This is a genomic window from Paenibacillus sp. J22R56, assembly GCF_056269375.1.
The window spans coordinates 173,224-197,653 of the sequence record NZ_JBWDNV010000013.1; the positions used below are offsets into that span (position 1 = coordinate 173,224).

12 protein-coding genes are annotated in these 24,430 nt (G+C 46.7%); 9 read left to right on the top strand and 3 right to left on the bottom strand.

What is annotated here, in order from left to right; translation table 11 throughout:
- The first annotated feature begins 372 nt into the window (after positions 1 to 372).
- From AC0YNT_RS27805 to AC0YNT_RS27840, 8 genes are all read left to right on the top strand, one after another.
- Positions 373 to 6,015 (top strand): S-layer homology domain-containing protein, encoded by a 5,643-nt coding sequence (locus AC0YNT_RS27805; protein ID WP_475807540.1) that lies wholly within the window; start codon positions 373 to 375, stop codon positions 6,013 to 6,015.
- Between the two features lie 144 nt (positions 6,016 to 6,159).
- On the top strand, positions 6,160 to 7,239 hold the full coding sequence (locus tag AC0YNT_RS27810; protein ID WP_475807541.1) for a LacI family DNA-binding transcriptional regulator: 1,080 nt from the start codon (positions 6,160 to 6,162) through the stop codon (positions 7,237 to 7,239).
- Positions 7,240 to 7,474: 235 nt separating this feature from the next.
- Positions 7,475 to 8,779 (top strand): ABC transporter substrate-binding protein, encoded by a 1,305-nt coding sequence (locus AC0YNT_RS27815; RefSeq protein WP_475807542.1) that lies wholly within the window; start codon positions 7,475 to 7,477, stop codon positions 8,777 to 8,779.
- 89 nt (positions 8,780 to 8,868) lie between these two features.
- Positions 8,869 to 9,753 carry a carbohydrate ABC transporter permease gene (locus AC0YNT_RS27820; protein WP_475807543.1) on the top strand — a complete coding sequence of 295 codons (885 nt, stop codon included), beginning with the start codon at positions 8,869 to 8,871 and terminating at the stop codon, positions 9,751 to 9,753.
- Positions 9,754 to 9,755: 2 nt separating this feature from the next.
- Positions 9,756 to 10,580 carry a carbohydrate ABC transporter permease gene (locus AC0YNT_RS27825; RefSeq protein WP_475807544.1) on the top strand — a complete coding sequence of 275 codons (825 nt, stop codon included), beginning with the start codon at positions 9,756 to 9,758 and terminating at the stop codon, positions 10,578 to 10,580.
- A 42-nt stretch (positions 10,581 to 10,622) separates the two neighbouring features.
- Entirely contained in the window at positions 10,623 to 11,912 is a 1,290-nt protein-coding gene (locus tag AC0YNT_RS27830; RefSeq protein WP_475807545.1) for a glycoside hydrolase 5 family protein, read from the top strand.
- A gap of 122 nt (positions 11,913 to 12,034) precedes the next feature.
- The gene (locus AC0YNT_RS27835) at positions 12,035 to 13,075 is read left to right on the top strand and encodes a LacI family DNA-binding transcriptional regulator (protein ID WP_475807546.1); all 1,041 of its coding nucleotides are present in this window, start codon (positions 12,035 to 12,037) and stop codon (positions 13,073 to 13,075) included.
- 146 nt (positions 13,076 to 13,221) lie between these two features.
- Entirely contained in the window at positions 13,222 to 15,855 is a 2,634-nt protein-coding gene (locus tag AC0YNT_RS27840) for a glycoside hydrolase family 2 protein (RefSeq protein ID WP_475807547.1), read from the top strand.
- Here the strand turns inward: AC0YNT_RS27840 and AC0YNT_RS27845 are convergent.
- Complete coding sequence (locus AC0YNT_RS27845) at positions 15,806 to 16,663, bottom strand: helix-turn-helix transcriptional regulator (protein WP_475807548.1); 858 nt, start codon at positions 16,661 to 16,663, stop codon at positions 15,806 to 15,808. The two genes, AC0YNT_RS27840 and AC0YNT_RS27845, sit on opposite strands and share 50 nt — an antisense overlap.
- A gap of 149 nt (positions 16,664 to 16,812) precedes the next feature.
- Between AC0YNT_RS27845 and AC0YNT_RS27850 the strand changes: the two genes are divergently transcribed.
- On the top strand, positions 16,813 to 17,850 hold the full coding sequence (locus AC0YNT_RS27850; RefSeq protein WP_475807549.1) for a glycoside hydrolase family 88/105 protein: 1,038 nt from the start codon (positions 16,813 to 16,815) through the stop codon (positions 17,848 to 17,850).
- 70 nt (positions 17,851 to 17,920) lie between these two features.
- Here the strand turns inward: AC0YNT_RS27850 and AC0YNT_RS27855 are convergent, their stop codons facing one another.
- Positions 17,921 to 23,050, bottom strand: coding sequence for a DUF7948 domain-containing protein (locus AC0YNT_RS27855; RefSeq protein WP_475807550.1), 5,130 nt, complete (start codon positions 23,048 to 23,050; stop codon positions 17,921 to 17,923).
- Between the two features lie 205 nt (positions 23,051 to 23,255).
- The gene (locus AC0YNT_RS27860; RefSeq protein WP_475807551.1) at positions 23,256 to 24,308 is read right to left on the bottom strand and encodes a Gfo/Idh/MocA family protein; all 1,053 of its coding nucleotides are present in this window, start codon (positions 24,306 to 24,308) and stop codon (positions 23,256 to 23,258) included.
- Between the last annotated feature and the right edge of the window lie 122 nt (positions 24,309 to 24,430).

Sequence of the window (24,430 nt, forward strand, 5' to 3'; positions counted from 1 at the left end):
TTTATATTAGGTTTTTATTGTTTTTCCAGAGGGGATTTGGGCTTGAATACCCAGATCCCCTCGTTGGCTGGTAGCAGTTTTATGGCGGTAATAACGGGATTTCGACAAATTGGATTAGGTTTGTTGTTCGGGTTATAAAATTCGGGGGCAAAAGGATATGGATATCAGTTGATAATTTTTAATTAAAAGTTAAATAAAATATTGACTAAAGTATAATTAAAAGTATAATAAAAATTGAAATAGATTAGATCCTGGAAATGCTGAATTTATTTCTCGTGAGTCAAAAGCAAGGCAGGCGCTTTACTATTCAATTGAATTGTAAGCGCTAACAAGTTGATGGACTTATTCATTATTTTATTAGGAGTGAATGATGTGAACGAACGTAAAAGCAAGTCGAAACGCAAATGGCCGCTTCTGCTCGTTACGGCGCTGTTAACTGGTATGCTGGCTCCGGTCGCTGGTGGTCAGTCGGCGAAGGCTTCGAGCGGTGAGGGCGAAGCATCCGTGTTTACGGATTTTATTACAACCGATGGCGACAAGCTGATGGATGGAACGAAGGAATTTCGTTTTGCCTCATTGAACTATCCGGGAGGAATGAGTGATCCGGCCTTCTCTCAAGAGGATGCGCTCCGTACGATTGCAGCGATTGGCGGCAATGTGACAAGGACTTATGTGCCGTCAGTTAAGCGATATGATAATTCGAACGCAGGAAGCGCGTTTGTACTTGGGCCGGATGAAGAAGGTGTCATGCAATTTAATGAAGCTGGATTCGTTAAGCTCGATAATCTGCTGGCGCTAGCCAATAAGTACGGCGTAAGGGTTGTAATTCCGTTTGTTGACCAATGGCAATGGGTAGGCGGGATTGAGAGCTACGTTAACTTCCGTTATCCGGGAACGATCAGCGGTGATGCTGCTAATGATCCGGATGCATGGAAATTTTATACCGATCCGCTTGTGATCTCTGATTTCAAACAAGTGATTCATTACATGATGAACCGTGTAAACACGATTACAGGTGTGAAATACAAGGATGACAAGGCAATTCTGGCATGGGAGACGGGGAATGAGCTGGGCGGTTACAACCAGGATAAGTTCCCGCAAGCATGGACAACGGAAATTGCCGACTACGTAAGAAATACGGAGAACCCTAGCCAACTGCTGCTGGATGGCCGGTTCGCAGTGAATAACGTTTCACTGGAAGATCCGAATGTCGACATCGTAGGGGATCACTTCTACACAGGTAATTTCATCGATCGTATTAATGCGGACAGCGCAGCTGCTGCAGGCAAGAAGCCTTATATTCTTGGTGAATTTGGACTTTATACGACTGGTGCTCCTGTCGAAGCGCTTTACAATGCTGCTTTGAAAAATGGCACGGACGGCATTATGATCTGGTCGCTTCGTCCGCATAAGGACAGCGGCGGCTTCTATTGGCATGATGAAGATCCGGGCAACTGGGCTTCCTATCACTGGCCGGGCTTCTCGTCGGGAGATTATTACGGGGAAACGGATATTATTCGTACGGTATACAAGTATGCGCACTATATGAATGAGAACGATGTGGCTATGACATCAGACGTTCCTGCCATCCCTGCGCCTGCTAATGCGCCAATGCTGTTCCCGATTACTTCGGTAGCGGATATCAAATGGCAAGGCTCGGTAGGTGCTTCGGGTTATGAAGTGCAGCGTACCGAGAACGGCGAAGACTGGACAACGGTAACGACTGACTTCTCAGATGGCGGACGCGCCGGAACACCTGCGTTCCATGATGAACAAGCATTGAGCGGTGTAACTTACACCTACCGTGTACGTGGTGTAAATGAATCAGGTGTGTCTCCTTGGTCTAATGAAGTAAGTACAACAGCGGAGCATGTCATTATTGATGAGATGAGCCTGCTGCAGAAGGATGCACAGAAACGCAAAACCTATGTGTATGATCAATCGTCAAATGTGCAGACTAGTTCGTCGGTTGGCAGTGAAGTAGGGATAGGCTTCAAAGCGTATGTGTCGACATCGAACCCCGGCTATCTGATCTACGCTTCTCCGGTTCCGATGAACAAAGCTTCGGTTACCTTCACAGGCACGGGTGTAATCCGCTGGTTTGCCTCTTCTTCGAATGGCAACTATACGGAAATCGAGCCTGTCGTGAATGGTTCGGTATCATCGGTCGATCAGCTTCCGGCGGATACACGCTTCATTAAGTTTGTTGTTCCAGGAAGCAACTCGGTGCAGATTGATAACATTCAAATGGAATATACGTACGATGGAACAGGTTTCCAAAGTGTTTCGCCAATTCAGCGAAACGGATTTGTAATTGATCATACTTTTGCAGGAACGACCTTTAGTCAGACCTCGAATCTCGTGTTGAAGGACGAACAGCCTTACACGGAAAACAAAAAGGCGCTTGGACGCACAGACGGAAGCACTGGTGAAGTTGTCTATCAGGTAGGCGGAGATATGACCTCATATCGATTTACCACCTATGCCAATTCCAGCAGTACACTGTCATTCTTGGCTTCTATTGACGGCGATAATTATGTACCTATTCATCCGGTTGTCAGTCAAACCGCAACTAGTGAAGGTTGGAATAAAGTGATCTATACCGACTTTGCACTGCCGGCGTCTACACGATATTTGAAGGCTGTCTATCCTGCAACTGCAGACGGTGATTCACCAGCCATTAGCCAAGTGGAAATTGGGTATGGTTCCAACCTAATTCCGCTTACGGACAAAGCCCCTGCTAACGTGTTTGAAGATGGAGAATATGACTACGGGGTAGATGATAAAATCAAAGCGCGTTATACCGCTAATGCGAACGGGGACAGCATCGGCATCGCCCTTGATACAACAAATAAGAATCATGGTAATTACGGGGTAAAAGTAGACTATGCCTTTGATTCCTCTTATTATGCGGGCTTGTCCCGTTCTCTTGGTGATGTGGATTTGTCTGGATTTGACTCGCTTCATGCATGGGTGAAGCCGGACGGATCCTCGAATAAACTGTCGTTCCAGCTGACAATGACGGACAATCGCGTATATGAAGCGCCATTGACGCTCGCAGGTAATGCGGGGCGGACAGTTGAGATCAAATTATCCGATTTTGTTCAGCCTGAATGGAATGTGACGGCTTATGGCAGCAAGGCGATTGAGTTGTCGCATGTAAAGGAATTTGCGATCTATGTCAGCAGTGGAACAAATGCGGCAGCTAATTCAGGTGTCATTTATTTGGATGATATCCGCATGGCGAATGCTTCCAAGCTGGATAACTTCGAAGGTTATGGCGGCTATAATGCGCTTATTAACAAGGCGTTCTCACGTAATGCGGGAGGCGGCGCATTTGATTTGTCTTTGGACAACGCACATAAATCAGAAGGCAATTATGGCCTGCGGATCGATTATAACTATGCAGGTCCAGGCTATGCCGGCGGCAGCTTTAATCCTGATTTCTTGAACCTTACTGGCTATGACGGCTTCACGTTCTGGTTCCAGCCGGATGGCTCAGGCAATGAGCTTGCCATTCAGTTCACGGACGCAAGCGGCAAGTTCTGGGAGACCAAGACAGTGTTCAAGGGCAGTGAGCCTCGTCTCATGTACGTGCCGTTTGATGATTTCCGTTTCCCATCCTGGTATAGCAGTGATACGACAGCAAGACCAGATGCGAGCGTGAACATTACGGCGGTATCCTTCTATATCGGCGGCGTGGATGACTCGATCTCGACATCGGGTGCCATTTACATCGACGATATCAACGGGGCGAAGTTTATGGATAAGCTTCAAGCTTCCACCGTTATGATTAGCGATGCCGAGTCCGAGATTACCTCGTTGCCTTACACAATCAGCGGTACAGCAACAAAGGCCACTGATGTAACGATTCGTGCTGGCAAGCAAGTGTTCTATGCTCCTGTTGGGCCAAATGGTGAATGGTCATATACCACTTCCAAGCTGGCTAATGGGGCTGTAGACATTAAAGCATCCGTTGAATTGTATAACGGTACAGTCATGAGTTCTGACACATCTGCAGTAAATGTGAATGTACCAAACAATCCTTACACAGAGGAAAATGGAAGCGGACCTGTTCTTACGAACTATGTGCTGAATGGCAGTTTTGACGAACCGGTAGATCCGGCTGCATGGCCAGTATTGCCGACTCATTGGGTGCATAAAGATGCTGAGGGCAATGATGTGACGAACGGAATTGTGAAGCTGGAAAGCGGCTCGCGTACCGGTGCTTACAAGCTTGTCCATTGGAATAATGCGCCTTATGAGGTGACATCGACTGAGCAAATAACGGATTTGGCGGATGGCATCTACGAAGCACGGGCTTGGACCAAATCCAAAGGCGGCCAGCAGGCAGCTGAAATGATCGTGAATGAGGGTCAACCTTCAGAACAAAAAGTTAATATTCCAACTGGCGAGAGCTCGTGGGCTTATTTGAAAATTTCGGGCATTGAAGTAAGAGACGGAAAGGTTTCGATTGGCTTCCATTCCAAGGATCTTGGTGATCACTGGATTGGGGTTGATGATGTCGAGCTTGTGAAAACAGGGGAACTGTCAAATGTTGCCGTTACTGGTGTCACGCTGAACAAAAATGAAATTAGCTTAAACGTTGGCGGAACGGAAAAGCTGACTGCGACGGTAAGTCCAGCAAATGCAACGAACAAACAGGTGACTTGGACATCCAATAACACAGCAGTTGCTACGGTCGACGCATCGGGCAAAGTGACCGCTATTGGCATTGGAACGGCAAATATTACTGCTGCAACTACAGATGGCAGTAAAGTGGCTTCTGCTGTTGTGATGGTAACGAAGACAACCACGACGAATCCGACACAGCCTACAACACCGGTTGATCCTGTTGATTCTGTGTCTATTCAGAACGGACAATTAACGGTACAGCCTGCTAATAAAAACTCAGACAAAGTGTCGATTAAGATCAACGAGAAGGATATTCAAGAAGCGTTGAAGCAAAACAACGATAAAACAGTTCATATTGTCGTGAAGCCAGGTGCTAAAGCAGGTTCCGTTACCGTAGACGTTCCTGTTAAACCGCTTATTACAGTAGCACAAGGCATTCGAATTGATACCGGTCTCGTGACATTTACAGTAAGCAGTAGTCTGCTTAAGGAGAGAGGGCAAGCCGCTTCCACACTGCAGGTAAAAGCTTCGAAAGTCGATGACAGTACATTGTCTGCTGAAGCAAGAAAGCTGCTGGGCGGTCATGCTGTCTATGATATCGAAGTAAGTCTGGATGGCGTTAAGCTGAAGGATATGGAGCTGGGCAGCATCCAGGTAGAGATGCCTTATGAGCTTGGAACAAATGAGGACCCAGAACAAGTGATTGTGTATTATTTGAATAACGATGGACAGCTCGAAGTAATCAAAAACGGGAAATACAATGCCGATACAGGCAAAGTACAATTCTCGGCCACACATTTCAGCGCGTATAGTGCAGGCTTTGCGAAGGTCTCCTTCGTTGATCTCGCGAATGCTGCTTGGGCAACGGACAGCATTCAGTTCCTTGCTGCCCGCGGCGTTATTCAAGGTGTAGGTGGAGGACATTTTGAGCCTAATAGTAATGTAACTCGTGCGGCATTCCTGAAAATGCTGATGGAGGCATTAGAGCTTAATGATCCGGCTGCAACAGGAACGTTCTCTGATGTAGCACGTGGTGCATGGTATGCAGAAGCGGTATTTAGCGCGCAAAAGCTGGGTATTGTAAATGGTAAATCAGACGGCAGCTTTGGCGTAAATGATCTGATCACCCGTGAGGAGATGGCGGTGATGTTCTACCGTGCGGCTCAATTGATGAAGCTGGATCTAGCAGGTGATTCTGAAGCGAAGCTGTTCCCGGATCAAAATAAAGTAAGCAGCTACGCATCTGAAGCGGTACAATCGATTCATCAAGCGGGTCTCATTCAAGGAATGGGCAACGGCAGCTTTATGCCTCAGGGTCATGCAACAAGAGCGCAAGCTGCGCAGTTGATTTACAATCTATTCAACAAGCTGAATTCGTAAAAAAGCAGAAAGAAGTACCGTTGTTGAACGGTTCGAAGCGGGGTGTGACGGCGATGTCATACCCCGTTTTGTTTTATTTTCAGCAATAAGTTGAAATAAGTTGAAAAAAAATATATAGTAGGGATAAGAGATTGATTAAGGGAGTTGGAAACCATTAAAAAGGTTACTTTGCAGATAATTGCAGATCAATTGAAAGTCTCTAAAGCGTTGATTTCAAAAGCTTTATCGAATGATCCAGCTGTGAACGAGGAGACTCGGGCATTGATCTGGAAGACATCCGAAGAGCTTGGTTATAAAATAAAATCATCAAAGAAAAAAATGATATCTGCCGGCACGGGCAACCTCGCGGTATTAATGCCAAGAGCTTATCTCGATGATCCCGAATACTGGGGGAAAATCATTAAGGGTATTGACCGTGAACTGGTTGAATACAACTACAGCATGCTGTTGTCCTCGATCGATGTGTCGCTGCGGGTCAATGACGGGATGCCAACGAGCATTACGGAAAACAAAGTGGACGGCGCAATCGTACTTGGACAATTGCCGAAGGAATATACAGATCAGCTTAAGAAACGGAGAATTCCGTTTGTCCTGGTTGACCCAAGCGAACAAGATCCTGAAGTAGATCTCGTGCTGGCGAATAACTATCAAGGTGCTTATCAGGCTGCGCAATTGCTGCTCCGGCTTGGTCATCGCAAGCTGGCATTCCTCGGCGACGTCGAGACGACTTGGAGCTTCTCTGAACGTTACAGAGGCTTTAAGGCAGCCATTCAAAGCTTTAATACAAACGGCAAAGAAGAGGCCAGCTTTGTAACCATCGAAGGGATGGGTGTAAGCGGTAACGGGATGTATACGAAGCCGGAGTACGTAGTTAAGCTGAAGCGCTCACTAATGTCGGATAGTCCGGTAACAGCGGTCTTTTGTGCGAATGATTTGATTGCAATCGATTCGATGGTCTTTTTCTCGGATTGGGAAGTGGAGTATCCGCATCAGCTGTCCGTAGTGGGATTTGATGACCTGACACTCGCCGAGATCAAGGGGCTTACCACCATAAGTGTACCTAAAGAGGAGATTGGGGTTAAAGCGACGCAGCTTATTCTCGAGCGTCTGAATACGCCGGATAAGCTTCCTGAGCTGGTTATGATCTCAACAACGCTTGTTCAGCGCGGTTCAACAGCGAATGTTCCAAGTGATCTGGAGATTTCGGGTAAAGTGGTAAATTAGTTTATTAAATATTTATTACACGGTCCTTCCTTGTGGAAGGGCTTTTTTTTGTGGCCAAAAAGCTGATTGGTCTTGATATGGCGATAGAATGAGCAGTAGTCCGCTAAAGCGAATGTTCAATTCAATTTAAATTAAAAGTTTAAATATTTTTAAAAAATAGTTGAAATAAATTGATATTGGTGATATTCTCTAGTTGTAAACGGTAACAAAACATATAACTCAGGGGGTAAGAAAGTTGAAGAAAAGTTTGAGCTTGTTACTAACTGCTGCTGTGTCGATCACGATGTTGTCTGCTTGTGGAAATAACAATGACGCGAAAAATACGGCAAATAACGCAAAAACGGGCAACAATGGAACGACAACTGAGGCAGCTGATCCAGCTTCCGAGATCAGCGGAACAATTACATTCCTTACAAATCGCACGGACATGATTGACAAGGAGTACGTCGATTACGCGAAACGCTTCAAAGAAAAGTACCCGAATGCAGAAGTGAAATTTGAAGCGGTAAAAGATGTTGATAAGGATACGAAAATCCGTCTTTCGACTGGCGACTTCCCTGACGTGGTTTTGGTACCAACGATCACTGCTTCTGATTTGCCGAAATATTTCGCCCCGCTTGATGATCTTGGTCTGAATGACAAAATTTACTTCAAAGATTATAAGAGCTTCGAAGGAAAAGTGTACGGCATCTCGGTAGGCGCTACAACAACAGGTATTGTATACAACAAGAAAGCCTTCGCTGACGCAGGCATTACAAGCGTTCCGAAAACGCTGGACGAATTCTATGCTGCAGCAGAGAAGCTGAAAGCCAAAGGTATCATTCCATTCGCATCCAACTTCAAAGATCAATGGCCTCTTTACCCGTGGGGCTCCGAGCTTCCTTCCTCCATTGCAGGTAATGCCAATCTGAACAATGAACGTGTCAATTCTGATGCGCCTTATACGATGGATAATGCTTATGGACAAGCATTGACAATCATCCGTACGATGAACGAGAAAGGCTACCTTGAGCCTGATATTAACTCAACAAACTGGGAGCAATCGAAGAAGGATGTAGCAAGCGGCAAATTTGCGATGTACTTCCTTGGTAACTGGGTCATTCCACAAGTCATCAGCAGCGGCACGACTTCGGAGAATGTTGGATTCTTCCCAATGCCTTATGACAACTCAGGTAAAGTGAATGTAGTTCTTGCACCAGACTGGGGTTATGGCGTTAACAAAAACAGTAAACATCTTGAAACGGCAAAAGCATTCGTGAAATGGATGCTGGAGGATTCCGGATTTGATAAGTTCGCAGGCTTTATTCCAGTGTTGAAGGATAGACAATCGGATATGCCGCAGCTGGCTGAATTCGAAAGCTTTAATCCTACTAAGATCGAAGCGGTAACGGATACCCCGGAATCGACGGAGATCGTAAACCAAGCACAGATTACAAAAGAAGCCTTTGTACAAGAATTTGTTCTGAGCAAGGATCCACAGTCCATTCTTGATAAATACAATGACAAATGGGCAAAAGCGAAAAAAGCTGTAAGTAAATAAGATTCAAACAGCAAAGTGGATTATCCCGAGACTTTACGATAATCCACTTTGCTTATATAGAAGCAGAAGATAGAAAAGAGTGGTGAACAATGAACGGTATGGCTTATAAAACGCAAAGAAAGCTTGTTATTATCGGATTCTTGGCAGTCCCTGTTCTCTTATTGCTTACATTCACTTATTATCCGGCAGTTCGATTAATCTACTATAGCTTCACCGATTGGGATGGGCTCAACAATCATGTGAGCTGGCTCGGCATTGATAATTACCGTGAGATTTTCTCAAACCCTGATCTATTTGGCGTATTCGTCCATCAGATCCCTTACGTTGTTGTAGGTGTTGTGCAAAACATCGTCGCGCTGCTCTTTGCCGTTATCTTAAACTCGAGGCTGCGCGGGCGTAACGTGTTTCGTGTTATTTTGTTCCTGCCATTTATCATGAATGCGGTAGCGGTTGCGTTCATGTTCCAATATGTTTTTGATACAACAACCGGCTCCTTGAACTCACTGCTTGGGCTGCTGGGACTGGATTCCTGGAAACAAAGCTGGCTTGGCAATACTAGCATCGTCAATTATTCGCTCGCATCCATCGGCTTCTGGCGGTTTATGGGCTATAACATGGTTATTTACTTAGGAGCTTTGCAGTCGATTCCGGCTGATATGTATGAAGCGGCTACGCTTGACGGGGCAGGGCGGATGCAAACCTTCTGGCATATGACTTTACCGAATATGACAAAGATCATTCAGCTCAATATGTTCCTTACCCTAAGCGGTGCAATTGCGGTATTTGATCTTCCATTTGTTCTGACGCATGGCGGGCCAGCAGGAGCGAGTGAAACCTTCGTTCTGAAGACGGTAGAGACCGCGTTCCAATTCAATAACTTTGGCTTGGCTTCTGCGATGAGTGTCGTGCTTCTAGTCCTTACGATTCTTATACTTGGGCTGCAAAATCTTGTCATCAAGAGAAAGGAGGGATAAGCATGAAGAAATTCGATCCCATTCAATCGATCAAATACGTGCTGCTGCTTGTGGGAACATTCGCCGTGTTTTTCCCTCCCTACGTCGTATTCATTAATGCCTTCAAGCAGGAGGATGAGGTCAGCGGCCCGTTTGCCTTACCGCGCAGCTTCCTTAACTTCGAGAACTTCCAGGTAGCAATGGAGAGAGCACATATCTGGCAAGCGTTTGGCAACACATTTATCATCATTATCGTTTCGCTGCTAGGTAACATTGTGCTGGGGACGATGGTGGCTTATGCGGTAGGGCGCTTTGAATTTAGAGGCAGAAAAATTCTGCTAGGCGCATTCCTCTTCGCTACATTAATCCCGGCCATTACGACGCAAGTTGTTGTCTTCTCCATCATCCATACCATGGGACTCTACAACACCCTTTATGGTCCAATCCTGCTCTTCGTTGGAGCGGATGTCGTACAGATTTATCTCTATCTGCAGTTCATTAAGAACATTCCTTATGAGCTGGATGAAAGCGCCATGATGGACGGTGCAAATTTATTCCGAATCTATCGGACGATTATTTTGCCGCTGCTCGGTCCGGCTACAGCTACGCTGGTCATTCTGAAGACGATTAACATCTATAACGAGCTTTATATTCCGTTCCTGTACATGCCGGATTCGAAGCTAGTTGTCGTAGCGACTTCTATCCAGCGGTTTGCCGGCAATAACCAAGCACAGTGGGGCTATATTTGCGCCATTATTCTTGTCATCATGATTCCGACGGTCGTCTTGTATTTGTTCCTGCAGCGATATATTTTCTCGAGCGTAACAAGTGGTGCGGTAAAAGGCTAAGGAACAGCTAAACGAATTAAATGAGAAGGCAGGAGTTCTTAAATGACGATAAAGAAGCCATTTATTACGAGAGCGGGAAGCTCTCTCTATGAGGGGCGTCTACCCTATCGTTTCGCTGGGCCGAATATTTATTGGCTGGGCCTTGACGAGAATGTTGGCGGAGTAGATTGGCCTACACCATTTCGTGTCTGCAATGCACTAGATACAGCGGTTGAGATGGGGGCGAATGTTGTTCGTTCCCATACGCTAGGTGCTTCAGTAGGTGATCCGAAATCCTTGTCTCCAAGGCTTGGTGAGTATAATGAAGAAGCGTTTCGACGTGTGGATTATGCAATTAAGGAAGCGGAAGATCGTGGGCTGCGATTAATCATTCCTTTCGTCTGCAACTGGGCTTATTATCATGGCGGCAGAGAAACGTTTACAGGGTGGCGTGACTTAACGGATAGAGATTTATTTTATACCAATCGTGATGTCATTGAAGACTTCAAGAGCTATATCGCCGTTATTCTGAATCGTGTAAATACGTACAGCGGTATTGCGTATAAAGAGGACCCAACGATCATGGCGTGGGAATTGGGCAATGAGCTTAATGCTGCGCCTGTTGAATGGGTGAAGGAGATTTGCGACTATATTAAATCTATCGATAACAACCACCTTGTTGCACATGGCAAGCAGTTTCAGCTCGATGCAGATAAATTAGCGGTTAATAGCTTGGATATTCTCGATGTCCATTATTATCCTGCCAATGCCGAAGCGCTGGTGAAGGATGCTAAGCAAGTAGTTGAAGCGGGAAAAGTATATATGGCAGGCGAATTTGGTTGGCCGGATTGTGATCTGGGGCAATTCCTTGCAGCTGCTGAAGAGAATGAAGTGGTATCCGGAACGTCGTTCTGGTCGTTGTTCCCACACGCCGATGAAGGTGGATACGTTCATCATTTTGATGGATTTTCCGTTCATTATCCCAGCAGCGGTATCAATCCGGATCTGGCAGCACGTATCCAGCAGCTGAGAAGCCACGGTTATCGGATGAGTGGAAGAGAAGTGCCGCAGCCGATTCAGCCGGATGTCCCGGTCTTGAAGATAGAAAAGGGTACGGTGTATTTCCAAGGCGTTGTTGGCGCGGCTTCCTATTCGCTGGAGAAATCGACGGCAAGCGGCGAAGGGCCGTGGGTGACAGTGTATGATAAACGTCCCGGTGATTATGGAGCGCCATGGATTGATCCAACAAGGGCGCATTCAGTTCGAACCTGGTATCGTTTACGAGCCTTTGGTGTGTCTAATCGGCCCAGCGGCTATTCTGAAGTTATCGTGTCAGAGCCATTTACTCCTTAATACCCATTAGCGGTGCAGAGATCTGTACCGCTGTTTGAATTTTGCCTGCGGCTGAATAAAAGTTGAAGAGAGTTTAAAAAACAATTATAATAAGTTCAAAAAAGTGGTAAGGAGTATGGCCATTGCGAAAGGTAACCTTGCAGATGATTGCCGATCAGGTCGGCGTCTCGAAAGCTCTTGTGTCTAAAGCGTTGTCCAATGATCCGGCTGTAAATAACGGAACGCGCGAGGAGATATGGAAAACAGCACATGAGATGGGCTATTCCTTTGACAAGCTGCGGAAATCATCCGTTTATGCGAAGACTGGCAATATCGCCGTTCTGATGCCGGAAGCTTATTTGAGTGATATCGAGTATTGGGGCAAAATTATTCGCGGCATCGATAAAGAGCTGCAGTCACATGATTTCAGTATGATCTTATCAGGTGTTGATATCTCAGTAGATCCTCTAGAAGGGCTTCCTTCAAGTATTAATGAGCAGAAGGTAGATGGAGCGCTCTTGCTTGGACATATGCCTGAATCTTATGTGAAAGCGTTAGATGCGAAAGGAATGTCTTGTGTCCTTGTGGACTCTAATATTCAGAATGGAAAACATGACCATATATTAGCGAATAACTATCAGGGAGCATGTGAAGCGACAAACCGGCTGCTGCAGGCTGGACACCGCAGTCTGGCGTTTGTAGGAGATATGGAAACGGCCTGGAGCTTTAGGGAACGGGATCGGGGCTATGAGGATACAGTAAGAGAGCATAATAAGGGATCGTTGGAGCAAGTAAACGTAACATGGGTAAGAGGATTAGGTGTAAGTGGACGAGGTAATTATACGAACGCTGAATTTGTGGAGAAGCTGCGCCTTGCAATAACCGAAGAGAAAGTAACCGGCTTTTTCTGTGCGAACGATATGCTTGCGATTGAAGTGCTGCGTCAATTATCCAACTGGGGTTATCGTTGTCCAGAACAGGCTTCAGTTATTGGATTTGATGATCTATCACTGGCCGAGTTTATGATTCCGAAGCTGACCACAATCAGGGTTCCTAAAGAGGATATCGGCTCAAGGGCGGTAAGGGCTGTTCTCGATCGGATAAAGCATCCGGATACGGTATCTGAACTTATCCAGCTGGAAACTGAATTGATCGAGCGGGATACTGTTATGAGTCTGCAATAGTCATGGTTAAGCACTTGTTCCTTTGGAGCGGGTGCTTTTTTTATTGTTGAATTAAACACTTTAATTTTGTTGAATTAAACGTTTCATTATGTTAAAATTTTCTCGTTATGATTGCTTACTATGAGAATGCTAAAGGACGGGTATTTATGAGGGAGATTAACCTAAACGATAAGCAATGGGAGCTGAAAGGCTTTTGGCCATGGGTTCCTTGCAAAGGCACGAGCATGGAAATTGGCAATAAATTAATGGGCGTTACCGAGTGGATACCGGCAACGGTGCCCGGCGGTGTACATCAGGATCTTTATAAAGCGGGTTTAATTAACAACCCCTATGTGGATTTGAACAGCCTGCATTGCGAGTGGGTGGAAAACCGCTGGTGGGTATATCGGACGCAGTTTCAGAAGCCGATTATTGAGCCGGGAGATAAGGTCGAGATTGTGTTCATGGGTCTTGATTATGAAGCAATGATCTCAATGAACGGCACATTGCTTGGCGAGCATGCTGGGATGTATGAGCCTGCTGTATATGATATCACGGAGCTGCTTCGGGAACGTGAGACGGTTGAACTTCAGGTTGTGCTAAAGCAGGCGCCGGATGAGATGGGACAGATTGGGAAGACGTCGGAAACGTTCACGCAGAAAAGCCGGTTTAACTACAAATGGGACTTTTCTACACGGCTCGTTAACGTAGGGATTTGGGATGATGTGCTGTTACGTGTCTCCAAGGGATACTCGTTTGAGGAGATTGCTCTTCATTCGGATGTACTGGCCGAAGGGCAAGGTGTCATTCGTGTTAATGCTAGCATTTATAACCATCAGGATAGAGCCGCTGCCGATGATGTACGGGCAGAGGTAGAGGTTTCGGGACCAGACGGCGCTGTTGTTGCATATGTTCAGACAACACTGGCAACAGAACGTTTTGAATTTGAGATTCCGGTGCACGCTCCACAGCTATGGTATCCGAACGGATATGGCGAGCAGCCGCTCTATCAAGTGACGCTACGTCTTCTTCAAAACAATAAACGACTAGATGAGCGAGTACTTCATACCGGCATACGCAAATTGGAATATCGGCAGAATGAGGGAAGTCCGGCGGATGCGCTGCCGTATACGTTTGTTGTGAATGGTGTGCCGATCTATATACAAGGCGCCAATCTGACGCCACTTGATCATCTCTATGGGAATGTGACGAAGGAGCGCTATGAATGGATGGTTCATCTTGCGAAGCAAGCGAATCTGAATATGCTTCGTATATGGGGCGGCGGTGTTATCGAGAAAACATATCTGTACGACCTGTGTGACCGCCATGGCATCATGATCTGGCAGGAGTTTATCCAATCAAGTTCCGGCATAGATAACAAGCCTTCACAGAAGCCGTTGTTCCTTGAGCTGCTGCATAAGAATGCCGTTGCTGCATTAAAGACTCGGCGCAACCATGTGTCACTTACAGTATGGAGTGGCGGCAATGAGCTGATGAGTGAGCCGAATCGGCCTTCGACCTACGAAGATAGCAACTTGTCGCATCTGAAGTCGCTTGTAGAGCAATATGATCCGCAGCGGCTGTTCCTGCCCACTTCTGCATCGGGGCCAGTTCAATATATTACGAGGGAAAAAGGCGTCAGCCATGATGTGCACGGACATTGGAAGTATGAAGGAAATCCGAATCACTACAGCTTATATGGGGAAGCGGATCATTTATTTCATAGTGAGTTTGGTGTTGACGGCGTCAGTAGCGTGAAGAGCCTGCGTAAATTTTTGTCCCCTCAACATCTAACGCCAGTATCCATGCGCGATAATCTAGTCTGGCGGCATCATGGTGAATGGTGGGATACATACGATCGTGATACGGAATTGTTCGGGTATTTCGAATCACTCTCGCAGTTCTCGGATGCAAGTCAATGGATGCAGGCAGAGGGGCTGCGATTTATCCTTGAGGCGAACCGGCGACGTCAGTTCCAGAACAGCGGCAGTATCATCTGGCAGCTTAATGAGCCTTGGCCTAATGCGAGCTGTACGAATCTAGTTGACTATTATATGGAGCCAAAGATGGCTTATTATTGGACGCGCAACGCGTTTGAGGGCTGTCATGCATCGCTTGATTACCGCAGTCTCAATACAGCTGCTGGAGAGTGGATGGAAGCAGGAGTCTACCTGCATCAAGCAAACGAAAGCTGTGAAGTGGCCGTTGAAGTATGGGATACACGAGGCAACCTCTTATTATCGCAATTATTTGATAACGTTCAACAGAAGGCCTCTGTAATAAAGCTGGGTAATGTACAATTTGTTGTTCCTCATACGTATAATGGGTTATTTATTGTAAGGCTAGGCTTAACGCAAATGAATCAGGTGACAGAGTATAATGATTATTTCTTCTCTACTAATGATCAAGAGATTTATCGGTCTGCCTTGCAGCTTGAAGGTGCTCAATTGAATGTACAGGCGGAGGAAGAGTGGAGCTGCGAACTGCTTCCCGATGGTGAGATCGGAAGTGTCTGGGTACGCAGTTTTAGGTTGACCAATGAAGGCCATGAAGCAGCTCTCCATGTCCGGCCGGAAGAATGGACGGATGACTATTGGACTTCAGCGGATGATGCTTTCTTCACCCTGCTGCCTGGTGAATCCAGACAGGTTAAGGTCACCTGCGCCAAACGGCATGGGGAGTTGTTTGTAGCAGAGAATAATGCTTCCGCTGCTCCTGATAGGCCTCATATTGTATTTACGTCTTTTGGTTCTAATCAAGCTTTCGATAAGCCCTTGGGGACAAGCCAGAAAGCTCTTTGAACACTTTGCCAAAATGGGAAAAGTTCTCGAAGCCGCACTGTTCAGATATTTGGGTAATACTCAAATCGGTTTCCCGCAGGAGATGTTCGGCCTCTTTGATCCGGGTGATATTGATATATTGACTAAAGCCAAAGCCAGTCACTTCCTTGAAGACGCGGCTTAAGTGGCCTTTGCTTATATAAAATTGCTTGGCAAGATCGTCCAGATGCAGCGGTTCCCGGAATTGCAGATTAATATGACGGATAATATCGGTTACTTTACGCTGGACCGGAGTAACTTCAACATTTGGAAGGGCTTTGCGCTTTTGCATGTGGCGAGCTGTGAGCAGAAGCAGTTCAATAGCCATGTTCCGGATATGCAGCTGATAACCAGGCGGACGATCGTTTAGCTCTCGCAGCAGGGATTCGAATAAGGCTTCCAAGTGTAATCGTTCCTGGAGGTTCAGTCTAACAATTGGATAGCCATCCAAGAAGGGGGACTGGAGCAGTTCCGTCTCCTCCTGTGACAATCCGTCAAAAAAAGGTAGGTCAAAATGAAGCACAACTCGTTCATGATTCGGTTGGCTCAGCTCGGAGGTTCGATGAACGAAGTTGGAATTCACAAGGATCAGATCACCTGACTGAATGGGATAGACGGAGTCTCTTATGAAAAATTTTCTTTCCCCGCTGTATAGATAAAAAAATTCAAAGGATCTGTGGTAGTGGGTCGTATCCATCGAATGATAGCCAATTCTTCGGTCAAATTCGATCCACAATGGTTCGCTTATCGAGCCATACCGAAGGATATCTGGCAGAGATTGAATGGTCATAGTTTACTCCTTTTACAGATGGAAGGTATTACGAGTATATCAATATTTGCGGGGTTTATGGAGTATTTGTTTATATTTGCGGAGATTTAATCGCTATATTCATGTTACTCTTGCCGTATGAGAGCGATTTCAATCGGAGGAGTCAAACAATGAAGAAATTTGTCGTCAACGAAGAAGAAGTAAAAGAACTGATCAACCTCGTCGTCCGCAGAACGATGAATATGGATTTTACATGGAACTGGTCCTGCGGAGTTGCTTTTTATGGAATCAGCAAAGCCTGGGAAGTAACGAAGAATCAGGAGTATATTGATTTTTTGGTTAAATGGGTGGATGAATATTTGGAGCTTGGGCTGCCAGCAATGATGGTCAATTCTTGTGCAATGGGGCATACGATGTTGACCCTGCATGAAGCGACAGGTGATCAAAAGTACCTTGATCTAGCTCTAATGAAGGCGGAGTATTTGCGAAAAGATGCTATCCGGTTTGGAGAAGGGGTATTCCAGCATACGGTATCTTCCAAAAATGATTTTCCGGAGCAGGCTTGGGCGGATACGTTGTTTATGGCGGCGTATTTCCTGCTGCGCCTTGGATTCAAGCTGGATAAGAAGGAATATATTGATGATGCCCTGAATCAGTTCTACTGGCATGAAGAATTTTTGCAAGACAATAAGACGAACCTGTTCTACCACGCTTGGGATAATGTAAGAGGGGATCATCTCTCTGGTATTTATTGGGGCAGAGCAAATGCGTGGGCCGCTTATACGATGGCACAAGCTCATAAAATGCTGAATCCGTTTATGCCGATGTGGATGCAGCTTGGAGGGGCACTTGGTGATCAATTAAGCTCTCTGGTCCGACTGCAATCTCCAAAAGGATTGTGGCGTACGGTGCTAAATGATGAAACTTCCTATGAAGAAACGTCAGCTTCTTCAGGTATTGCTGCTGCCTTGACCATCTACGCCCATCCGTTGCATCAGAACTATATGGCGAAAGCCTATGAAGGCATTCTGGCAAACATCGATGAAGACGGTTCGGTCCGCAATGTATCTGCGGGTACGGCAGTTATGTATTCGGTTGATGATTATAAGGTCATCTCCAAGAAGAGAGTGCAAGGATGGGGTCAAGGCTTGACCCTGGCTTATCTTGTAGCGCTGATTCAAAATCAGGAAGTTGTCAGCAGTATTTGAAACAATAGAAATCTTGAAAAAAAACGGCCGGGCCTAATAACATGGGACCGGCCGTTTTATTTGCCAAACTTTATTCCTCTTCTTCAGGGATAACGGTTACCGACGCACTTGCTGTACGGGTCGGTCCATTATCCGATAGTAGGGTAACAGGGCTTACAAGGACAGTCTCTTCCTCAACTTCAGGGAGAACGAATGGTACCCGAAGCGTCTCTCTTGCTCCAACGTCGAATTCCGTCAGCCGCAGCTGTATATTGAGAAGAGGAGCAGTCAATCGGACATTTAATAGCGGAACATTACCCGTATTACGGAATTGAATGGTGAATATAACCGTTTCACCCGGCCGTCCAACGGGGCGGTCAACCGTCTCGATGAGCGATGCATCCGGCCGGGACTGTATCTGTATTACAGCCTCCTCTTGCTGGAGCGGCGTCTCCTCGGAAATGATGGTTACCGTGTTTCGCAATACGGTTCCGCCTTGCGTCCCGGCAGATATCGGAAGCTGCAGCGTGAATATGCGGCTTTCTCCGGGTGCGAGTGATGGAATGGTCGTGCGGAAGCCAAGAAGCGGATCAAATACTCGGACGTTGGTCAGCGGGTTAGCTGTAACGTTTGTGACCGTAATGATTTTAAGTACCGTCCCGCCTGGTACTGGAGCCTCCGGCTGCACTTCGATGTTGATTTCCGGCAGCTCGGCTGGAACCGTAACGACTACCCTTGCTTCATCTTGTGCTGGAGGTGTAAGGGCAGGCTGTTCCAGCCACGTGACCGTAACCCGGTTTGCTATCAGGGTTCCTTGTGTTGAGCCTGCCGGCACAAGGAAGGCGAAGCTGACCCTTTCCGTCTGTCCTGGTGCTATGACCGGAATGATAATCTGTTCACCGGTGAGCGAATCATGTACAACGACGTTGGTTGCAGGATTAGTACCGGTGTTCGTTACTTCTACGGTATACTGGATCGTTTCACCCGGTTCTGCTGTGTTCCGGTCCGGCCTTTTCCGCACGCTTAGTGTTGTTTCTGCAATAGGTGCGGTTTGTACAAGGACTTCAGCAATTGTTTCGAGCAATGGTGTTTGATCCGATGCGACAGTAAATGTATTACGGATGAGGCTACCAATCACGGTATCCGCCGGTACGGTGAATGTTACCGTCCTTGTAATCGTCTCATTTGCCAGCAGGACAGCTATTGTTTCGTTTAGTCCTAAGAGAACATCGCTAAGTACCACATTTGTCTGAACCACAGCAGTCAAGTTTGTTACGGTTAGTGTGTAGTTTATTGATTCTCCAGGAGCGGCTGTATTGCGGTCAGGCAGCTTATGAATGACAAGGGACGGGGCAGGAGGCGCTTGAACGGCAATCTCGGCTGCGGTCTCAAGCAGCGGTGTTTGATCCGATACAGCTGTAAATGTATTACGAATGATACTGCCAATTACGGCATCAGCCGGAATCGTGAACGAAACCATCCGTGTAACGGACCCATTGGCAGGCAAGATATCGATCGTCTCACTGAATCCCAGCAGCGTGTCGGTCAGAACGACATTCGTCTGAGGGACATCAAGCAGGTTCGTTATGGTCAACGTATAAATGACTGTCTCTCCGGGAGCAGCCGCATTGCGGTCTGGTATTTTCTGAATAACAAGAGATGGGCCTGGAGTCTCCAGCACGACAACTTCTGCAATTGTCTCGAGAAGCGGCGTTTGATCCGAAGAAGTTGTGAACGTGTTTCGGATAATGCTGCCTGCTTCCGCTTCTGCCGGGATTGTGAAGGACAAGGTCCGGGTTACAGACCCGTTTGCAGGGAGGACGTCTATTGTCTCGCTGAGTCCAAGCGGCACATCATTCAGTATGACGTTGGTCTGAGGAACATCAAGCAGATTCGTGACGGTCATCGTGTATACGACTGTTTCCCCAGGGATAGCTGTCGCACGGTCAGTCTCTTTTAACAGCGATAGACCAGCCCCCGTCACCGTTACAACCGATTCCACTTCTTGAGGTCCGGTTTCGTTCGATACCACGCTTAGAATGTTGACGATATCCGAACCGATCGGAGTCTGCCGCGGGAAGGTGAATGTGAACACAAATTCGAGCTCTTCACCTACCGCCAGATCGGGAACAGGCTGGTCAATCCCGAGCAACTCATCAATGATACGAATACCAGTCAACGGTACATTGCCGAAATTCACCAGTGTGACCGTATATTCAATCGTCTGTCCAATCACCACGGTAAGCGCCGCAGGAGTCTTCTTAATCCCAAGAAGTGGATCAGCAAGTACCGTAACTTCCTCATTGGCGAGTACGGGCTCTGTCTGATCACTTACAGCAGCAGCCGTATTTGTATAGGTTTGAGGCGGAGTCTCCAGCGGAACAAACAAGGTTACAATGAAGGTCTCGCTTTGCCCAATGAAGAGAACGGAAATAACCGTTTCAAATCCGGTAAGATCATCCGTCACCAATACATTAAAAAGCTCTGTGTTACCGGTATTGCTGACCGTAATGGTGAAATTCACCGTTTCTCCCTGACGAACGACGTTTCGATCAGCAGATTTATTAATCTCAAGCCTCGGTACTGGCAGAACCTCCACCACGGTTCCGACTTCCTCCGGCTGAGGCAAATTATCGGCAGTAATCGTTGCGATATTGGAAATCGTAAATCCTGCCTGCGCATCCGGAGGGATAACGAAAGGCCACTGAATCTCGAGGGACATTCCAACATGGATGTCTCCGATAAATTCATCAAGTCCGATAAACGGGTCGGTAATGTGAACATTGATCAGGTCGGCATTTCCTATATTCTCGAGCACGATGATAAAGATGACCGTATCTCCGGGAGCTGCTGCAGGTGGGTCAACGGTTTTTCTGGCTATCAGTATAGGAGTTCCTGTCACGAGAATTTCAGTCTCTGCCTCGATCGGCTTGCTGGTTTGATCAGTAATAACCCTTACCGTATTTCTGAATATTCCTAATGGGAAATCCAAAGGGATATCGAAGGCGAATTCGAAGATTTGAAATGAAAACGGAGGAATATCAGGAATGAAATGAAAAATCCCAATCAATGGATCTTCAATAGTTACATTTGTCAGGATGACTCCGCTAGGGTTATGAATTTCAATAAAGTAGGTCACTCGCTCGCCGGGCTGCAATTCAAACCGATCGGTAAACTTTTTGACCAGTATCTCAAACCCTAAACTGAACTTCATGACAAAAGCATCGCTGCCTCCCCTCAAAAACGGCTGAATTACACCAGGCGTGACCGGGAAATTAGGGGAGAAGGTTTGGCCGGTCAAGTAAACGTTGCTTTCATGATCTACCGCGATAGCATTATCCGTATCACTCGAGCTGCCTCCAATAAAGGTAGAAAAGACAAGCGAAGCGCCGTCAATGTTCAATTGAGTAAGGAATCCATCTCCGCCCTCCGGGAATGGATGAATCGCGTCAGGCGTGATGGGGAAATTAAATGATCCGGTATTCCCTGTCACATAAGCGAAGCCTGAGCGAACAGCTATACCATTGCCTGAATCGGACCCTTCCCCGCCTAAAAAGGTGGAATAGACCTGATAATTGCCATCCGAACTAAGTTTTGTTACAAAGGCTTCGGAAGCTCCCCCATGAAAAAAAGGCTGGAAGGATCCCGGCGTTACCGGAAAATCGAACGACGTGGTTGTTCCTGTTACGTAAGCCTGACCAAACTCATCTATAGCTATGCCTCGGCCTTCATCATCGCCGCTGCCGCTAAGAAAAGTGGAATAAAGGAGTGCAGATCCATTCTCATTCAATTTCAAGACGAAAGCGGATATGACACCGTTAAATGAAATTTGGAACGCTCCTGGTGTAGTCGGAAAGTCGAAGGAGGTGGTCATTCCGGTTACATAGGCGTGGCCGAAATTGTCTATTGCAATGCCAAATGCCTCATCGTTGCCGAAGCCGCCAAGGAAAGTGGAGTATTCAAGCACCGTACCATCAACATTAATTTTCGCAACAAAAGCATCCTCCAGATTGCCTGCAAGTTCTGACTGCAGTGCACCAGGAGTGATTGGGAAATCGAAGGAATTTGTTGTACCTGTTACATAGGCATTTCCAATACTATCAACAGCGATGTCAAAACCGATATCCTCTCCCTGCCCGCCAAGAAAGGTGGAATATACGAGCGAACTGCCGTCAGGACTTAATTTGGTTACAAATACATCTTGATTGCCGCCAATGAAAGGTTGAACAGCTCCCGGCGTTGTTGGAAAATTGGGGGAAAGGGTCTGCCCGGTTACATAGGCGTGGCCAAAATCATCTACCGCGATGCCAGTTCCTTGATCAGCGCTGCTGCCGCCAAGAAAGGTGGAGTATTCAAGTACATTTCCAAATGCATTTAATTTTGAGACGAATACAGTTGATGATCCGTCGATAAAAGGCTGAAAGGCGCCGGGGGTTATGGGGAAATCAAAGGATACGGTTTGCCCTGTCACATAGGCATTGCCAAATTGGTCTGCCGCGATGCTGAAGCCGGCATCGGTATCACTCCCTCCAAGATAGGTGGAGTAAGTAAGCACAGGATCTATAACTAATTCATAATTCGGGTCATAGCCGACCACCTCGAAGCCGTAAACACATGCTTCCTGCCCTTCAGGCAGAATGAAGCGGCTTTCCACGGGAACCCTGCGGCCATTAATAACCTGATAACTGACAGGCTTCTTTTCTGACAATATGCCGTGCGGGGTATAGATTTGAAGATCTCCTTCATCGCTTAAGGCGAGCTTATCTGCTCCTTTATAGACAAATCGGATATCGCCAAGTCTCGCACTTGGTTGTACCCTGACATCGTATTTGAAATCTCCATCAACCTCATAGAAGATCAGGTCAACACCTGGCCATGGCTTACGATAGACAATCTCCCGATATGTCAGAAGGTTGGTATGCCAATTGTTCGGATTGTTGCCCATCATATAATGGACTTTCTCTGGTTGCTGGCAACGTCCTTCTATTGCTACAGTATTCGCACCTTGAAATTGCAGAAATAGAGCCATACCATCCTCTCTATCGAGCCTTCCGGTAAACACAAAAAGAACCTCTTCGGACGTAAAACCGATTTTATATCCTGGCTGATTCGTAATAAAATGAATATCTGTACGAGCCTGCCCGGCATTTTCAATGAAGGTCATCGGGAACTGCCAATCTTCCCTAAGTGGTACCTGACGTTTTGTTTCATTTGGTATCAAGTCTTCTCCTCCTTTAAAGATCAACCGAACAACCAGATTCGAGCAGTTACTTTCCCTTTTAAACCACAATGCGCATAAAAATGTGAACACTATTCTTACATAGATTTATGAGTTGGGATTACTCATATTGCTTATCCTGTAAAAATTTGTTTTAAAGTAAAGAAAAAAGTCCCGATGATTACAAGAATCATCGGGACTTCCAGTGTTATATTACTTTCACAGATTCTCCTGTCGCGATCGCTTCGTCGATAGCCATAGCTATTTTGACGTCGATTAAGGCCTCAGACAAGGAATAGAAGCTTACGCCTTCTCTTACATAAGTCGTCATACGGGACAAGGCTTCCGCAATCGCAATCTCCTCGTCGGAGAGTGGTGCAGGGTAATACGGGTTGCGGAACAAGCACTCCGAGCCTGCACGCAGCTCGCGCAGCGATAACGGAGCGAGGCTTCCTTCTAATCCGTCCTGCTGCCTGCTAATTGTGATGGTCTCATAATCCGCAGCTCCAAGACTTCTGGTAACCTCGTTATCTCTAATTTCCCCATGGGAGCCGCGGATCAAGACGCGGTTTTGCCGAAGTGGGGAGAAGTATTGCGATCTGGCAAAGTCAAGCACGGCACTCTTGCCGTCGCTGAAGGTAAGGATGGCAATATCCTGCTGATCGGTCTCCAGGTTGCCTTGTACAGCCCGTCCCCGATGCGGCACTTCTTGAATAGGAAACTCGAAGCGCCGGGCAACGATCTCACAGCTTGCCGAATGCGGCAGGGACAACCAATGCCGAATTAGGCTGACTCCATGATAGCCATGACCTGCAGAAACCTGTACGTGATGTACTTCGCCGATTGCTCCTGAGGAGATAAGGGCGGTACGAGCTGCATGGTACGGCTGCAGCGGATATTGTTCAGCAATCTGAATAGGCGCGCCTTCCGAGACGAGAGCTGATATGATCTTCATGCCTTCTTCATCGGCTGCAGGCGGAGTTTCGGCCATGATCGGCTTACCTATTAAAGCGAGTTGCTTCAATAAAGATGGCGTGGATGTCTTGGAGACGGCAGTGAGGAGAAAATCACAATGCTCAGCAAGTTCTTCGGGTGACTGATACAGCTTCAAGCCCCATTTTGCCGCGGCCTCCTCATATTTGGCTTGCTCACGGACTACGATGCCAACAGCCTTGAACAAGTGCGGCAGCTGGCTGGCAATCCGCAGGTAAGCCTCCGCTCTCCATCCAAATCCGATAATTCCAAAACGTATAGCGTTCATGATTGATCCTCCTTAAATGAATTGCCACACAAAAGGTAGGGCATCTACCGTTTGTGGTGATTCATGCTTCGAAAGCATGGGCTTAAATGAATTGCCACACAAAAGGTAGGGCATCTACCGTT

Coding starts and splice junctions, on each gene's coding strand:
- AC0YNT_RS27820 (WP_475807543.1), top strand. CDS start 8,869: ATGAACGGTATGGCTTATAAAACGCAAAGAAAGCTTGTTATTATCGGA.
- AC0YNT_RS27825 (WP_475807544.1), top strand. CDS start 9,756: ATGAAGAAATTCGATCCCATTCAATCGATCAAATACGTGCTGCTGCTT.
- AC0YNT_RS27830 (WP_475807545.1), top strand. CDS start 10,623: ATGACGATAAAGAAGCCATTTATTACGAGAGCGGGAAGCTCTCTCTAT.
- AC0YNT_RS27840 (WP_475807547.1), top strand. CDS start 13,222: ATGAGGGAGATTAACCTAAACGATAAGCAATGGGAGCTGAAAGGCTTT.
- AC0YNT_RS27845 (WP_475807548.1), bottom strand. CDS start 16,663: ATGACCATTCAATCTCTGCCAGATATCCTTCGGTATGGCTCGATAAGC.
- AC0YNT_RS27850 (WP_475807549.1), top strand. CDS start 16,813: ATGAAGAAATTTGTCGTCAACGAAGAAGAAGTAAAAGAACTGATCAAC.
- AC0YNT_RS27860 (WP_475807551.1), bottom strand. CDS start 24,308: ATGAACGCTATACGTTTTGGAATTATCGGATTTGGATGGAGAGCGGAG.